The 15,638-nt window shown below is 61.1% G+C and carries 15 protein-coding genes; 8 read left to right on the top strand and 7 right to left on the bottom strand.

The features are described from left to right. Nucleotides 1-195: 195 nt before the first annotated feature. A complete protein-coding gene (locus AAE027_RS11290) occupies nt 196-2,316 on the top strand; it encodes an MASE1 domain-containing protein (protein WP_370988086.1) in 2,121 nt (706 codons plus the stop codon). On the opposite strand, the gene AAE027_RS11285 is transcribed toward AAE027_RS11290, so the two are convergent. Next, a complete protein-coding gene (locus AAE027_RS11285) occupies nt 2,311-2,973 on the bottom strand; it encodes a response regulator (RefSeq protein ID WP_091884211.1) in 663 nt (220 codons plus the stop codon). The two genes, AAE027_RS11290 and AAE027_RS11285, sit on opposite strands and share 6 nt — an antisense overlap. Nucleotides 2,974-3,529: 556 nt before the next feature. On the opposite strand from AAE027_RS11285, the gene AAE027_RS11280 reads away from it, so the two are divergent. Further along, a complete protein-coding gene (locus AAE027_RS11280) occupies nt 3,530-4,927 on the top strand; it encodes an OpgC domain-containing protein (protein ID WP_370988085.1) in 1,398 nt (465 codons plus the stop codon). Between the two features lie 111 nt (nt 4,928-5,038). Here the strand turns inward: AAE027_RS11280 and AAE027_RS11275 are convergent, their stop codons facing one another. Genes AAE027_RS11275 through AAE027_RS11265 form a run of 3 tightly spaced genes read right to left on the bottom strand, consistent with a single transcriptional unit; the run spans nt 5,039 to nt 7,974 of the window. Then, on the bottom strand, nt 5,039-6,019 hold the full coding sequence (locus AAE027_RS11275; protein WP_370988084.1) for a Bug family tripartite tricarboxylate transporter substrate binding protein: 981 nt from the start codon (nt 6,017-6,019) through the stop codon (nt 5,039-5,041). 33 nt (nt 6,020-6,052) lie between these two features. Continuing rightward, on the bottom strand, nt 6,053-6,964 hold the full coding sequence (locus tag AAE027_RS11270; protein WP_370988083.1) for a VOC family protein: 912 nt from the start codon (nt 6,962-6,964) through the stop codon (nt 6,053-6,055). Between the two features lie 17 nt (nt 6,965-6,981). Next, nucleotides 6,982-7,974, bottom strand: coding sequence for a zinc-dependent alcohol dehydrogenase family protein (locus tag AAE027_RS11265; RefSeq protein ID WP_370988082.1), 993 nt, complete (start codon nt 7,972-7,974; stop codon nt 6,982-6,984). Nucleotides 7,975-8,078: 104 nt separating this feature from the next. On the opposite strand from AAE027_RS11265, the gene AAE027_RS11260 reads away from it, so the two are divergent. From AAE027_RS11260 to hpaD (AAE027_RS11245), 4 genes are all read left to right on the top strand, one after another. Continuing rightward, the gene (locus tag AAE027_RS11260) at nt 8,079-8,780 is read left to right on the top strand and encodes a GntR family transcriptional regulator (protein ID WP_370988081.1); all 702 of its coding nucleotides are present in this window, start codon (nt 8,079-8,081) and stop codon (nt 8,778-8,780) included. Nucleotides 8,781-8,876: 96 nt separating this feature from the next. Beyond that, nucleotides 8,877-9,740 carry a fumarylacetoacetate hydrolase family protein gene (locus tag AAE027_RS11255; RefSeq protein WP_370988080.1) on the top strand — a complete coding sequence of 288 codons (864 nt, stop codon included), beginning with the start codon at nt 8,877-8,879 and terminating at the stop codon, nt 9,738-9,740. A gap of 6 nt (nt 9,741-9,746) precedes the next feature. Then, nucleotides 9,747-10,328, top strand: coding sequence for an amino acid synthesis family protein (locus AAE027_RS11250; protein ID WP_370988079.1), 582 nt, complete (start codon nt 9,747-9,749; stop codon nt 10,326-10,328). Nucleotides 10,329-10,567: 239 nt separating this feature from the next. Further along, nucleotides 10,568-11,413, top strand: coding sequence for a 3,4-dihydroxyphenylacetate 2,3-dioxygenase (gene hpaD, locus AAE027_RS11245; RefSeq protein ID WP_370988078.1), 846 nt, complete (start codon nt 10,568-10,570; stop codon nt 11,411-11,413). Nucleotides 11,414-11,509: 96 nt separating this feature from the next. On the opposite strand, the gene AAE027_RS11240 is transcribed toward hpaD (AAE027_RS11245), so the two are convergent. Then, a complete protein-coding gene (locus tag AAE027_RS11240) occupies nt 11,510-12,052 on the bottom strand; it encodes an Lrp/AsnC family transcriptional regulator (RefSeq protein ID WP_370988077.1) in 543 nt (180 codons plus the stop codon). A 136-nt stretch (nt 12,053-12,188) separates the two neighbouring features. On the opposite strand from AAE027_RS11240, the gene hppD reads away from it, so the two are divergent. Together hppD and AAE027_RS11230 are read left to right on the top strand one after the other, a co-directional pair. After that, entirely contained in the window at nt 12,189-13,292 is a 1,104-nt protein-coding gene (gene hppD, locus AAE027_RS11235; protein ID WP_370988076.1) for a 4-hydroxyphenylpyruvate dioxygenase, read from the top strand. Then, complete coding sequence (locus AAE027_RS11230; protein ID WP_370988075.1) at nt 13,292-13,684, top strand: Rieske (2Fe-2S) protein; 393 nt, start codon at nt 13,292-13,294, stop codon at nt 13,682-13,684. Before hppD ends, AAE027_RS11230 begins: the two co-directional genes overlap by 1 nt. Before the next feature lie 42 nt (nt 13,685-13,726). Here AAE027_RS11230 and AAE027_RS11225 read toward each other — a convergent pair whose 3' ends face one another. Then, nucleotides 13,727-14,596, bottom strand: coding sequence for a fumarylacetoacetate hydrolase family protein (locus tag AAE027_RS11225; RefSeq protein WP_370988074.1), 870 nt, complete (start codon nt 14,594-14,596; stop codon nt 13,727-13,729). Between the two features lie 42 nt (nt 14,597-14,638). Next, nucleotides 14,639-15,619: a 3,4-dihydroxyphenylacetate 2,3-dioxygenase gene (gene hpaD / locus AAE027_RS11220; RefSeq protein ID WP_370988073.1), complete on the bottom strand. Its 981-nt coding sequence runs from the start codon at nt 15,617-15,619 to the stop codon at nt 14,639-14,641. Nucleotides 15,620-15,638 lie beyond the last annotated feature (19 nt).

Genomic DNA, 15,638 nt, shown 5'->3' with positions numbered 1-15,638 from the left:
ATGGCTTCCCCCGAAAAATCGGGTGAACGCGAGACGGCGCGAATTCCTCCGGGCGCAACGGCGGCCTGTTCGTCTCCACTGGTGCTGAGGCGAGGGATGGACCGCAAGTCGGCCAGATGTTCCTCCAGCGCACGCGTCGCCTCTTTAAAAGTCAGTCATAGTGAACGACCCAATTGCCTAGTCCAGGCGCGGACGATGTCCGATCGACGATCATTAGTTTCCGACATGGATTCATACCGCAGCGTCAGCTACGTCGGCGGTCTGGTCGTGATTGGAGTGATCTATTTCGCCTCGGCAAAGGGTGGCCTTGCCCTCGCCTCCATTCATCCCAGCGCAACGCCAATTTGGCCGCCGACAGGCGTCGCGCTGGCGGCGGTGCTGTTGCGGGGATATCGAACTTGGCCCGCAATTTTTGCGGCGGCGCTGATCGCTAATGCGACGACGGCAGGCTCCGTTGCCACTGCAACTGCGATTGCAACCGGCAACTCTCTCGAGGCGATTGCCGGCGCGTATCTCATTAATCAGTGGTCAGGCGGGTGTGAAACGTTCTCAACGCCAAATTCCGTCGCAAAGTTCACCCTGATCTGCGTCGTGATCGCGACACCGATCAGCGCCAGCATCGGACTGACCAGCCTGGCACTCTTCGGGTACATCGAGCCGGAGAATTTCGCCGACGCGTGGATCACCTGGTGGCTGGGCGACGTCACCGGCGCACTGGTCATTGCCCCCGTGATCGTGCTGTGGGCATCAAAACACCATCATGCCTTCAACCGGCACGATTTTGTGGAGACGGCAGCGGTCCTCGCAACAGCGGCGGCTGTTGGCCTCATTGCCTTCAGCCCCCTGATCGAACAGACGCCCGGCCGAGATCCACTCGGCTTTCTGGCGATCCTGCCCATGTTATGGGCGGCGCTGCGTCGCGGTCCACGCGATACCGCAACGGTTGCCCTCGTGCTTGCGGGCATCACGATTTGGGGAACGCACACGGGCGGCGGCCCCTTCGCGACACCAGATCCCAATGCGTCATTCCTGCTCGTGTTGATGTTCTTGATCAGCATTACCGTTCCAAGCTTGCTGCTGAGTGCGGATGTCGAGGTCCGCAAGAGCGCGGAAGGAAGCCTGCGCCGCGCGCACGTCGAACTCGAGCAGAAGGTCGCAGCGCGCACGCAGGAACTGGAGCTCGCCAACGCAGCGAAATCGCGCTTTCTCGCCATGGCAAGCCATGATTTGCGGCAGCCCTTACATGCGTTGGGGTTGTTCGTCGCCCAGCTGCGCACGCCGCTCAACCCGGAGGAAAGGACAAAGACGATCGAACGGATCGACGCAACCCGCAAGGAAATGGATGAAATGTTCAATTCGCTCCTGGACATGTCCAGGCTGGATGCCGGGATGCTTACGCCCAAAATCACCGAGTTCCCGATCGGGCGCCTGTTGCAAAGAATCGAGACGGCGTTTGACCAGGCGACGCAAAAAAAGGGTCTGCGGCTACGCGTCAGGCCAAGTGATGCCTGGGTGCGAAGCGACGCGATGCTGCTCGAACGCATCATGCTGAATCTTGTATCAAATGCGGTGCGCTATACATTGCAGGGCGGTATCCTGATCGGATGTCGTCGTCGCGGTGAAATGTTGCGTATCGAAGTATGCGATACCGGTCCTGGCATTCCCGACGATCAAAAACAGAATATCTTTGGCGAGTTTTTTCAAGTTTCCAGCTCAGAACAGAACCGGTCCGGCGGACTGGGCCTCGGCCTCGCCATCGTCGACAAGCTTCGCCTGCTTCTCGACCATCAAATCGACCTGGCTTCGACTGTGGGCCGAGGTTCGCGATTTGCGATCCTGGTTCCGAAAGTCGATCAATGCGTCAGGTCCACGGCGCCCGCCGACTTACCATACCCCGGCGCCTTCGCGGTCGACGGCAAGGCAATTCTCGTTATTGCCGATACTCCGATCGTGCAGGAGGGAACGGGCGGATTGCTCAGCAAATGGGGATACTCGGTTCTTGCCGCCGGATCCGACGAAGCTGCACTAGTCCGACTTGCCGAGCGCGAACAGCGCCCCGATCTCATCATCTCGGACTATCATCTCGCAAGCGGGAAGACCGGAATCCGGGCAATTGAACAAATCAATGCGGCGTTTGGCTCGTCAATTCCCGCCATTCTCATCAGCGGCGATACCGGAGCTGAACCTCTGCGGGACGCTAGGGACAGAGGTTACATTTTGCTGCACAAGCCCGTCGACCCGATGCGGCTCCGCGCTGTCATGCATGAGCTCCTTAGGGATCATGATGGTGGAAGAGGCACCGGGGCAGTTTCATGATTCAGATTTCGGCGGCCATTCCCAGCCCATTTTTCCGACCTTTATGACGGCCTCAGTGCGCGTCGCTACGCCGAGCGCCTTGAGAACGACCGTGATGTGATTCTTCACTGTCGGCACTGCCATATTGAGCGTCCTGGCAATGACCTTGTTGCTTTTTCCCTTCATCAGCAGCGCAAGTACGTCGATCTGACGATCGGTCAATCCGCGCCCCTTGAGCGAGTCGCGAGCCAATGGTTTATCTGCAAGCCGCGGACCCGCAGTTTCCTCCAGAATCTCCGAGGGAATGTAAACTCCGCCAGAGAACACCAACTCAATAGCGTTGAGCATCACGTCACGTTCCGTGGTTTTCGGGATGAAACCCAGCGCGCCAAGTTTGAAAGCGCGCCTGACCGTGTCCTGATCATCGGTGGACGAGAGAATGATGATAGCAATCGTCGCATAGCGATGGCGCAGTTCGCAAAGGACAGAGAAGCCGTCGCGGTCAGGCAAATTGATATCGAGCAAAATGAGGCTGATATCGGGATTCTCCTCGACGATGTGCATGGCCTCTCGACTGCTCGAAGCTTCGAATATCACGGCCTCTCGCTTCAATTGCTTCAGGACGCCGTGCAACGCCTCGCGGATCAATGTGTGATCGTCAACGACAAGAACCTTCATAAAAATGCTCTCCGTTCTCTGAGCGCCCGGAGATCAATGAAAAATCATACACCCACCTTCGAAACCGTCCACCTTCTATCTCTGGTCCATTGGTTCCGCCGTCAGGCACTCAGAGTAGGAGCCGAGCGCTGCTGTGTGCAATGGTTGCAATCGGCACACAATCGTAATGAGCGCGGACGACGTGAAGCGCGGTACCCGCTGGCCTCTCCGTCCACGCGAGCGATGAATTGCTCATCACGTGGCTGAGGGTATCAAATAGATACCGCGGCCCGGACGATACCTTGGTCATAGGACCTAGGCACCTCTCTGTACCGACCTGCGGCCGATTTACACACTGCGCCACTTGAACGATGATGTCGACAGTCCGCCTCTCCACCAGCGTTTTACTCGGCGCGGCCATATGATCATTGTCGCAATTGCTGTCGTGGCCAGGTCGATGTGAAGCAACCCTGAACTGCGGCGCTGTCACGACCCGCAGGGCCGCGCTTTTTTTCAAATTCGATCCGTCTCGATCGTTCCTCTTTAAGCGTGCGCGCACGCTGGACGAGGCAAGCCAATGCATGATCGAACCGCCACCCTGAAGCCATCCGCGGATGCGGCGCCGGAGCTGAAAGCCAACGGCCGCGACCTGCGCATTGACGCCTGCCGCGGCATCGCGCTCTGGTGCATCTTTCTTGATCATGTCCCCAATAACATTGGAAGTTGGCTGACGCTGCGAAACTACGGCTTCAGCGATGCCGCGGAAGTGTTCATGTTCGTCTCGGGCGTCACCTGCGCACTGGCCTACGGAAAGGTATGGAGGTGCGAGGGATGGACCAGCGTGATCCGCCGGACGCTGCGGCGAAGCCGGGACATTTATGTCGCATTTCTGCTGCTCACGCTCGCCTGCGCCCTCCTGGTCCACATCGCTGGCGTGGAACGCCTTGCTGACGAGAGCAATACGCGCATTCTGCTGGACCAGCCGGGCGCGACGCTCGCGCATGCGGCGATTCTGCAGTACCGCCCGGTCAATACCGACGTGTTGCCGATCTTCGTGCTTCTCCACCTCTTGTTCGCGCCGTTGCTGTGGTTGCTGCTCCGACTGCCGAACGTGACGCTTGGCGCCTCGCTGGCGCTTTATACGCTGGTGCATATGTTCGGCTGGTCCTTGCCGGCGTGGCCGAACGGCCACTGGGCTTTCAATCCACTGGCCTGGCAGCTGCTAGTGGTGCTTGGCGCGTGGATGATAATCGAGGGCGAAAGAGTGCGCCCCTGGTTAACGTCACGCATGGCGCTTACGCCTGCCGTTCTCTATCTGGTCTTCAGCCTCGTCATCGCATTGAGCTGGAGAATCAAGCCGCTGGAAGTATTGATCCCGCAGGGGCTGACGAAGTTGGCTTACCCGATGGACAAATCGAATCTCGATCCGTTGCGTCTATTGCATTTCCTGGCTCTTGCAGTTGTAGCGGTATGGTTCGTGCCGCCCAATCGACAAGCATTGACGACTGCGGTGATGCGCGGCGCCATCCTCTGTGGCAAGCACTCGTTGCCAATCTTCTGCCTCGGCGTTCTGCTTACGCTCGTCAGCCTCCTGGCGCTGCTCGACATATCTGAGGGGCTTGCGATGCAGATCACGCTCAGCGTTGGTGGCGTCCTAACGATGATCGTGGCGGCGACGCTGCTGAACTTGATCAAGATCAAATCCAGGCCGCAGCAGACCAATGCACTGCCGATGGGTGCGCGCGCCCCGCAGGACGCCTGGGGCACCGTTGGCTGGCGCACCCTGGAGGCGTTTCGCCGAGGACTGCGCGAGTTCGGGTGGGCCGGCGGCCAGAAGCGCCTCATCGATGGCCGGTTCGCGGAGCGGCAATCCCACCAGGGTCCTCGCCTCGCAGGCGAATTGGCGCGGCTCAAGGCGGATGCCATCGCGGCCTCGCCATGCCCACCAAGTCAGTCCCCTTCCGTATCCGTCTGACCTGACTTCTATCACTCGAGCAGAATGTCTGTGGCCTCCGCGACGGCGAAAAGGCCTCCCAGATTGCGCGCCTGAAGGATTCCGGCATCTTCCCCGGGACGGAGGCCCGGATCAGATCTTGGGGATCTTCGCCCGCTCAACCACGCCCGACCACTTCGCGATTTCAGACTGGATCAGCTTCTTCATCTCGTCGGGAGAGCTGCCACGGACTTCGCCTCCGACGGCCGTTTCCAGCCGCTGCTTGATCTCGGGATTCTTGAGGATGTCGAGTGTCGCTGAGTTGAGCGCGGCGACGACGGCAGGCGGGGTTCCCTTGGGAGCGAGAAGGCCCGCCCAGGTCCGCACGTCATATCCCTTGACGCCGGCTTCTTCGACCGTTGGAACATCCGGCAACAGCGCGGTCCGCGTCGGCGAAGTGACTGCCAAGCCCCGAATGGCCCCACTCTGGATTTGCGGTGCAAGCAGGACGGGCGTGCCGACGATCACGGGCACTTCTCCGCCGAGAAGCGCGGTGACGGATTGGGAATCCCCGCGATAGGGTACATGTACCATGTCGATGCTGGCCATCGCGTCGAGCAGCTCTCCCGCAAGATGATGCGTGCTGCCGAAACCGACCGAGCCGAAGCTGAGCGCGCCGGGCTTCTGCTTTGCCGCCGCGATCAATTCGCCGAGCGATTTGGCCGGGTAGTCGTTACGCACCGCAATGACCAGCGCGTAGTAGACCAGCGTCGAGATCATGTCGAAACTCTCGGCCGGCTGGTAGCTCAGACTCTTGTAGGTCGCGGCCGATATGGCGTGGGCGCCCGTGACGAGTCCGATCGTGTAGCCGTCGGGCTCAGCCTTGGCGATCGCGTCCGCCGCAATGTTGCCGCCGGCGCCGGGCTTGGCCTCGACGACGATCGGTTGCCCGAGCTTCTTGGACAGCCCGTCGGCGATGATGCGCGACAGCGTATCGGCCGCACCGCCGGCGGCAAAGCCGTGAATCAAGCGTATCGGGCGCGACGGATAGTTGTCCGCCGACTGGGCCGGGCCGGCTGCCACAAAGCTGCCAAGCAGAAATCCGGTCGCAGCAAGTCGCTTCATCCATCGCATGGATGCATCCTCCCTTTGACTGTTGTTTATGCTCTAGCGGGCGAACTCGACGCATTCCGGTGATGGCGGCAGACCCCAGACGTCGCGCGGCAGCCCGACCCAGACTTTCGGTCGCTGCGGGCGGTCGCGATGCCACGGACGCGGATCGAAATAGCCGAGCTCCTCATCGATCATGCGGTCGAGATCGTGGAACAGCTCGACCAGATGACCATCGGGATTGCGGTGATAGACGGCTGTGTTGTGGCCGGGACCGTGACGGACCGGTCCCCAAAGGATGGGGAGCTTGTGGCGGGCGAGATGATCGCAGGCCTGCTGCATGTGGGAAGGGCCGCGCAATTCGAATGCAAGATGATGCAGGCTGCGCACGGGAGCACGGGCGAAGTTCAGCGTGTGATGTTCATAGCCGCTGCGCATGAAGACGAAGCGGTCCTCGACCCAGTCGGAGACCCGCAAACCCATGACGTTCGCATAGAACTCCGAGGCCGCAAGCGGATCGGGCGTACGAAGCGCGACATGGCCGAGCTTGGTGACAGCGAGCGCACCGATCCGCTCCTGCGCCGGCGTCGGCGTCGGCGTCCAGCCCTGGATCAGCTCGAATTGCGTTCCTTCGGGATCGATGAACGACAGCAGCCTGGAGACGCCGGGCAGAGCATCACTCCGCAGTTCAGGACGCAAATCCGCGCGTTTCAGGGCGGCGCTCAGCGCCTCGATCTCGACATTCGGAGAAATCTCGAAAGCGATGCTCTTCAACGCCGCCTCGCCGGGCTCGATCACGAGCGAAAGCTGCTCGGAATCGCTGGCGAGAAAAATGCGATGTCCATCGCGACCGACCAGGCCGAGGCCAATCACTCCGCGGTAATAGTCGAGCAGTCGCTCGCAATCCGGCGAGGCGAAAGTGGCGTGTCTCAGCCGTGTGAATCGGGCAATGGGCGCTTGGGTCGTCATTGTGTTGGTTCACTCTCTCATGGCGTCATGATGATCTTGCCGAGCGCGGAGCCCTGCTCGAGCAGTGTGTGAGCTTGCCTGACCTGGTCGAGCTTCAGTGTCGCCGAGATGGCCGGCTTGATCGCGTTGCGGCTCAGGGCCTCGATCACATTGCGCAACAGGGCACGACGGCCCTCGCGATCGTGGTCATAGATGTGGAAGGAGAAGCAACGCACGGCCGGGCAGATGTCGAGATGATTGCGCATCGCCGCCATCAGATTCTCTTCCGGCAACCCGGCGAAGGCGTTGTATGACAGCAGCGTGCCCCATTTGCCGAGCGCGCCGAGATAGGAGGTGAACTCGGGTCCGCAGACGTGGTCGAGCACGAGGCCTACGCCCTCACCCTTGGTCAGCTCGCGGGTCCGCGCCACGACATCCTCGCGGCGATAGAAAATGACGTGGTCGGCGCCGTTGCGGCGCGCAAACGCGGCCTTCTCCTCGGTCGAGACCGTGCCGATCACGGTCATCTGCGCCAGCTTGGCCAGCTGCACCAGCGCGGTGCCGACACCGCCGGCCGCGCCGATCACCAGCACGCTCGCGGGCGCGCGCGGATGGCGGCACTCGTGCAGGAGTGCGTAAGCCACTTGGTAGTTCGACAGACACACCGCTGCCTCCAGATCGACATTGTCGGGAAGTGCATGAACTGCGTCAGCGGGCGCGACGACGTATTCGGCGTAACAGCCGCCGCGCTGCGACAGATCACGCGCGCTCAGCAGGACCTTCTGGCCGACTTGCAAGCCTTCAACGCCCGACCCGAGCGCGGCAATACGGCCGGCAACATCATTGCCGGGATTGGCCGGCAGCGGCGGCATCCATTTGTAGACGCCGCGGCGGATCAGCACGTCGGGTTGCCCAACCCCGAACGCCTCGGCACGGATCTGAACCTGTCCGGCACCGGGCGCTGGCACCGGCGCCTCGACCAGTTCGAGTGCATCCGGCCCGCCCGGCTGTCGTACCAGAACCGCTCTCATGAGTTCATTCCCCACCTGATTTTCGAAAATACTAGCGGTTACGAAAATTATTGCAAGATGGTCCTTGGCGCGGCATGTTGGGCCATCGATTCATGGGCAGGACCATGCCTGACAGCGCCATTCGCCCCCGCAAGGAATTCGGCAAGACGATCGCCGCCGACATCACCCACCGGCTGCGCGAGGAGATCGTGACCTGCGCTCTGGCCCCCGGCGAGCCGCTGCGCTTCGACGTGTTGCGCGAGCGCTTCGGCGCGAGCTTCACCACGTTGCGCGAGGCGCTGACCGCCCTCGCCGCAGAGGGACTGGTCGACGCGCAGGAGCAGCGCGGATTTCGCGTGGCACCGGTCAGCCGCCAGGATCTTGTCGAAGTCACCGATGCCCGGGTTCTGATCGAAGTGGAGTTGATCCGCCGCGCGATCGAACGAGGCGACGAAGACTGGGAAATTGCCGTCATCTCGACGCTGCACCGGCTGAAGCGCATTGAACAGCGTGATCCCGAACATCCCTTGCGTGATCCCGAATGGAAGATTGCGCACCGGCAATTCCATCAGGCGCTGGTCTCCGCCTGCGGCTCTGCGACCCTGCTGGCGATCCGCGCCGAGCTGTTCGATCGCGCCGAGCGTTACCGGCATCTGTCGGCCAATTTCCGGCCGCGCCCGCGCGACAAGGCCGGCGAGCACCAGGCGATCATGCAGGCGGCCATATCGCGCAATGCCGATCTCGCCGTGCAACTGATCGAGACCCATATCCGCACCACCGCGGACAATGTCGCGAAATACGCCGGGCACCTGCTCGACGCCGAATAGATGGCGCGGCTTTTTCAGGCGCGGTGGGCTTGCGTCTCGCATGATTTTCGAAAATACTAGAGATCATCGAAAAATGCCAACTCGTGGGTCGTAATCATGAAGCTGCTGTCGTTCTTGGATGGAAATCGGGAAAGCTGGGGCGCCGTTGTCGAAAACGGGGTCGTGGATCTGGGCCGCGCCCTGCCTCAGTATCCGACGCTGGCGGACTTCATCGGCAGCGGCGACTACGCGCGACGCGATGCCATCGTCGCCCAGCACAAGCCGACGATGGCGCTGAGCGCCATCAAATATCTGCCCGTCATTCCGCGCCCGGAGAAGATCGTCTGCGCCGTGCGCAACTATCTCGACCACCACAATGAAGCGGTCGCCTTCGGCATGAAGCGCGAGATCACGGAATTCCCGCCGATCTTCCTGCGGGTCTGGCGCTCCCAGGTCGGCCATAATGCACCGGTGATCCGTCCGAGGGTCTCCGACAATTTCGACTGGGAGGGCGAGCTCGCCGTCGTCATCGGCAAGGCCGGCCGACACATCAGCCAGGCCGACGCCTGGAATCACGTCGCCGGCTACTCGATCTACAACGATGTCAGCGTGCGCGACTGGCAGCGTCATGCGCAGCAGATCGCCTCGGGCAAGAACTTCGTCGGCACGGGTCCGTTCGGACCGTGGCTGGTCACGCCGGACGAGATCGGCGATCCCACCAAGCTGAAGCTCGAGACGCGGGTCAACGGCGCGACAGTGCAATCCTCGGACACCTCGATGCTGATCTTCTCGATCCCGCGGCTGATCGAATATTGCTCGACCATTTTCGACCTCGTCCCCGGCGACGTGATCGCCACCGGCACGCCGGCCGGCGTCGGCTTCACCCGCAAGCCGCCGATCTTCCTCAAGCCCGGCGACGTGGTCGAGGTCGAGATCGAGAACATCGGCGTGCTCAGTAATCCGGTCGTGGACGAGGCATAGGTTCGCATGTCGTCCTATGACATTCGCAAGACCGCGCTCAGTGTCGAGACGGTCTGGCACGAGCGCGGCCCCCGGCTGGAAAAGCCGCTCCTGGTCGGGACGGCCGTTGCCGTCGTCGCCAATCCTTTCGCGGGCCGCTACGAGCCGAACCTGATGCCGTTTCAAGCATCGTTGCGTGAGCTCGGACGCGAGCTCGCGAGCGCGCTGATCGCGCAACTTGGCGGCGCGCCGCACATCGAAGCCTATGGCAAAGGCATCATCGTCGGCGAGGACGGAGAGCTCGAGCATGGCGCCGTCTGGCACGAAGCCGGCGGCCAGGGCATGCGCGAAGTGCTCGGGCAACCCAAGGCGATCGTTCCGGCGGCAAAGACCATCGGCGGTCCCGGCACGCGCCTGATGGTCCCGCTTGGGCACATCCATGCGTGTTATGTGCGCAGTCATTTCGGGACGGCTGAGATGACGCTCTGGGATGCACCGAGACGTGACGAGATCGCCTTCGGCCTGGTGATGGCGACCGGTGGCAGGCCGCATGCGCGGATCGGCGGGCTCGCCGCATCGGATATCTCGGTGCACGATGGGCAGCGCTGAGGATTGACGGCGCATCGCGTCTCGAACTTCACAAAGCCAGTATGAATCTTTAGACGAGGCGCCGATTCATTCCGGCGCCTTTTGTCTTGTTTGAAAGGCTCAGGCCAAGACCTACCTGGCGGTCGCCGCGATCAAATCTCACCTCGATCATCATGCAGCTCTCATTTTTGATCTGAATCAAAGATCGCGACGATCGATATAATTAACATGTTAAACATTATAGCAAAGGGAGGTGCCCCATGGGTGAAATCGTGCTTGCAGCCAAGATTGCACACGTCCCCTCGATTCTGATTTCGGAACGTGAGGGACCCCTAAAGGGCAAGCGAGCAGCGGCAATTCAGGCCCTGCGTGAGATCGGCAAGCGCGCTCACAGCAGAGGAGCCGACACAATCCTCGTGTTCGACACGCACTGGATCTCGAATTTCGGCTGCCACATGAACGCGAACGCGCGTCATCGCGGCGTGTATACGAGCCACGAGGCGCCGCACATGATTCAGAACATGAACTACGATTATCCTGGTGATCCAGAGCTCGGCGATGCCATTGCGGTCGAAGCCTCGAGGAGCGGCCTGCAGGTCCTGGCGCACAAGGTGGAGACGCTGCCGCTCGAGTACGGCACCATCGTGCCGATGCACTACATGAACGAAGGCGGCTGGGCGCGCGTCCTGTCGGTCGCAGCCCCGATCTTCGCCAGCATCGAGGAGAACCGCACGTTTGGAGCGGCCTGCGCCACGGCGATCGCCGCGTCGAGCCGCAAGGTCGCGGTCCTCGCCTCCGGCTCCATGTCGCACAAGCTAATTGCCAACGATCAGGTCGGCGACGGCCAATGGGAACAGGTCGGCAGCGAATTCAACCGTCAGGTCGACTTGCGCGTCCTCGATTTATGGAAGGAGCGCCGCTATGCGGAATTCGTCCGCATGCTTCCCGAATATTCGACCAAGTGCAACGGCGAAGCCTTGATGGCCGACACCCACATGATGTTCGGCTTGCTCGGTTGGGATGCATATAAAGGCGAAACCGAAGTGCTGTGTCCTTATTTTCCGTCCTCGGGCAGCGGCCAAATCATCGCCGAACATCATCTGTGAACGAATCCATGCTGTCGGCTCTGCCGCCGACTGTGCACATCCAGCGGGAAGTTCGCAGCATCCGGTCGAGGGATGGCCATGTTTTTGGTCGCCAACTCAAGCCTTTTTGGGTCGCCTTGACCGCGGCTTGCCTTCGCCTCGGGACGGAGAACTCCCGGCAGCACGTGTCTCGGAGGGCATCAGATGCCCAAGCGGCAACTGCGAGGTTTGCTTCAGGCAATCGAGGACGATGGACGAGCGCACGTGCGCGACACTGTCGTGCGGCAGAAATACGCCGTTGAGAAGCATCGAGAGCGCCTTGAGGTCGGTGATCGCCACCTTGACGAGGTAGTCAGCTTCGCCCGTGAGTGCGTAGGCCTCCTGCACTTCTGCCAGGCTCTCGATGAGCTTGAGGAAGCGTCTCGAATTGTCCGGCGAGTGCGTTGCGAGCGTCACCTGTACGAAGACGACGATGCCCAGCCCGAGCGATTCGCGATCGAGATGAGCATGGTAGCTTGCGATCGTGCCGGCATTTTCGAGCGCCGCGCGACGGCGCGAACATTGAGATGCCGACAAGCCGACAACATCGGCCAGTTCAAAATTCGACAACCGTCCATCTGACTGGAGCGCTTGCAGCAATTTCACGTCAAATTGGTCCATGCGCGATCCTTGCACGATAATGGGGACGTGCGCATGTTTCACGCATAATCTGATTTTGTCGAGCAGATTATGCGAAGATCGTGCAACGGAGCCGCGGTATTTTGATCTAAATCAAATACCATTCCAGGAGCGCGATATGGGCCCCTTCCCTCACGATGCCCCACCCGCCACGATTTCGACGGCCAATCCGGCCGGCACCGACGGATTCGAGTTTGTCGAGTTCGCCCATCCGGAGCCGCAGAAGCTCGCAAAGCTCTTCGAGCAAATGGGCTACACCGAGGTTGCCCGGCACAAGACCAAGGACATCTCCGTTTGGCGCCAGGGAAAGATCAATTACGTCCTGAACCGCGAGCCGAACTCCCATGCCGCCCGCTTTGTCGCCGAACATGGACCTTGCGCGCCGGCGATGGCCTGGCGCGTCGTCGATGCCAAACACGCCCTAAAGCGCGTCCTCGAACTCGGCGGAACGGAATACACCGGCAGCGACAAGTCACTCGACGTGCCCGCCGTTGTCGGGATCGGCGGATCCCTGCTGTACCTGGTCGAGACCTATGGCGCCAAGGGCTCCCCTTATTCAGCCGAATATGACTGGACCGGCGAAGTCGATCCAACCCCGAAAGGCGTCGGGTTCTATTATCTCGATCACCTCACGCACAACGTCATGCGCGGCAACATGGACACCTGGTACAAGTTCTACAGCCAGACGTTCAATTTCCGCGAGATCCGCTACTTCGACATTTCCGGCAAGCTGACTGGCCTGACCTCGCGCGCTCTGACGTCCCCCTGCGGCAAGATTCGGATCCCGATCAACGAAAGCGCCGACGACAAGAGCCAGATCGAGGAATATCTGCGCCAGTACAAGGGCGAAGGCATTCAGCACATCGCCGTCGGCACCGACGACATCTATGCGGCGACCGACGCCATCGCCGGTCGCGGGCTCGAATTCATGCCGGGCCCGCCCTCGATCTACTACGACAAATCGTTTGACCGCGTGAAAGGCCACACCGAGCCGCTCGATCGCATGCGCAAGCACGGAATCCTCATCGACGGCGAAGGTGTCGTCAATGGCGGGCTGACCCGCATCCTGCTTCAGATCTTCTCCAAGACCGTGATCGGCCCGATCTTCTTCGAGTTTATCCAGAGGAAGGGAGATGACGGCTTTGGCGAGGGCAACTTCAAGGCCCTGTTCGAGAGTATCGAGGCCGATCAGATTCAACGCGGCGTGCTCAAGGCATCCTGATGGAGGCAGTCATACTTGACGCATGGAAGAGCTATCGCGGCGCGCCGGCCGAAGGAACCATCCTGTGCGACGCCCATGACGTTGGCGACGGGAGCCTCAAGTCCATCAAGTTCGGTCCCGCAGATTTTCCGATCCTGATCGTCAGGTCGGCGGGCACTCTCGCAGCCTATGTCAATGCATGTCCGCATCAGTACCTGCCCCTCGATCATCGCGGGGAGAACGTGCTGAGCGCGGACGGCACGGTCCTTCGGTGCACCAACCACAGCGCCGGATTTCGCGTTCAGGATGGCACGGGCGTCGAGGGACTGGGCCTGAATTGCGCCCTCGATGCCATTCCGATCGTCGTGGATGACGACGGTCGGATTCGCGTGCATGCCGCATCAGCGGCTTGAGCAATCCAAAGTCCACTGCCCGACCTTGGCAGTCGACAAGGATCATGCCTCATCTGCGATCGTGTTGCGGAGGATACCGATGCCCTCTGCTTCCACCTCGACGACGTCGCCGGGCTTCAGCCAGATCGGCGGCTCGAAGCGCGCGCCGGCACCCGTCGGCGTACCGGTCACGATGACATCGCCAGGAACCAGCGTCGTGAAGGTCGAGATATAGTTGATGATCTTGCGGAAGGAGAATATCATCCGGCTCGTGCGGTCTTGCTGGCGGACCTCGCCGTTGACCCGGGTTTCCAGCTTCACGTCGCCAAGCTGGCTCTCATCGGTATAGGGGATGAGCCAGGGTCCCATCGAACCGGTGCGATCGAAGTTTTTCCCCTGCGTCACGTTGAATTTGGCGTGCCGCACCCAATCGCGGATCGTGCCTTCGTTGCACAGCGATATTGCGGCGATATGGTCGAGCGCTTCGCTCTGTGGAATCCGGCGACCGCCCTTGCCGATCACGATGACGATTTCGCCTTCATAGTCGAGCTGCGGGCTCTCCGGGGCACGCAGCAGAGCCTGTTCATGGCCCGTGAACGAGCGCGGAAAACGGATGAAGAGCGAGGGATTTGAGGGGGCCGCCTGCCCGTCCTTGTATTCCTCGTTTCGGTCGGGGAAGTTCACGCCGACGCAGATGATTTTTTCCGGTGCCGGAATCGGAATCTCGTAGCGGATATCAGTGACCGGAAAATCCGCCGGCAACCCGGCGCTCTCCTCGGCCAGGGACACCAGCGCGCCGACTTCGATCACCTCACGCAACGTACGCCAACGCTTGCCATGGCGGCCGGACAGGTCGACGACGCCCTGATCGCCCAGGAGACCGTAGCCGGGTGTGCCGTTGCGGGTGAAGCTGACGAACCTCGGACGAGACATGTGGTGCCTTTCCCTCGTTTCAGGCGATATGCGAATGCCCGGTCACGGGGCGATGATCGGCTGGGCGGCCAGATCGGCGTCGCGCGGTTCAGCTCCGGCAAAGAGGCTGCCATGCTCGAACCAGGATTTCGGCGCGGGCGCCCCCCAAAGCGTCTGACGTTGCGGATCCTTCAGGTCCCATTTGATCGGCTCAAGATCGGGATCGACCGTCTGGTAATCCGAGCAGTAGATCTCGATCCGATGACCGTCCGGATCAAGGATATAGAGGAAGAAGGCATTCGAGATGCCATGGCGGCCGGGACCGCGTTCGATGTTGGACACCCATCCGGTGGTGGCCATGAGGTCGAGCAGATCGATGATGTTGAGCGGGGTCGGCACCCAGAATGCGGTGTGGTGCAGGCGCGGGCCGCGGCCATTGGTGAAGGCCAGATCGTGAACGCCGCCCTTGCGGTGAGTCCAGGCAGCCCACAGCCGCCCGCTCTCCTCGTCCGCCGTGTACTCCGTCACGCGAAAGCCGATCTCGTTGTAGAAGGCGACGGATTCATCGACGTTCGGCGAGAAGCAATTGAAGTGATCGATGCGGAGCGGCTTCACGCCCTTGTAGAGCGCGTATTTCTGATGAATCGGCGGCAGCCGGTCCATCTTGGAATAGAACTCGAGGGGAATGCCGTGGGGATCGCGGGTGCGGAACGTGCGGGATTGATAGGGACGCTCGACCCACTCAACCGGCAGATCCCTGCTGCTGAAGAAGCTGGCGGCCTTGTCGAGATCTTCCTCGCTGAACACCTTGAAGCCGAGGTCACGGGCTTCGATCTTCTCTGACTTCCGCAGCACGATGCAATGATGGCCGCGCTCTTCCATCGCGCGAAGATAGATCGCCTCCGAGCTCTCGTCCGTCACCTGCAAACCAAGCGTGTCGACATAGAAGGCCCGTGACCTCGCAAGATCGCTCACGCCGAGTTCGACATGACTGAGACGCACGATGTTGAATGGTGGATAAAGGTTGGGCTTGGGCAATGCCATGATTTCCTCCGTGGGTCTG

The sequence above is a fragment of the Bradyrhizobium sp. DN3 genome (genome assembly GCF_041357655.1).
Classification (GTDB): Bacteria; Pseudomonadota; Alphaproteobacteria; order Rhizobiales; family Xanthobacteraceae; genus Bradyrhizobium.
This window is presented reverse-complemented; position numbering and strand designations above follow the sequence as displayed.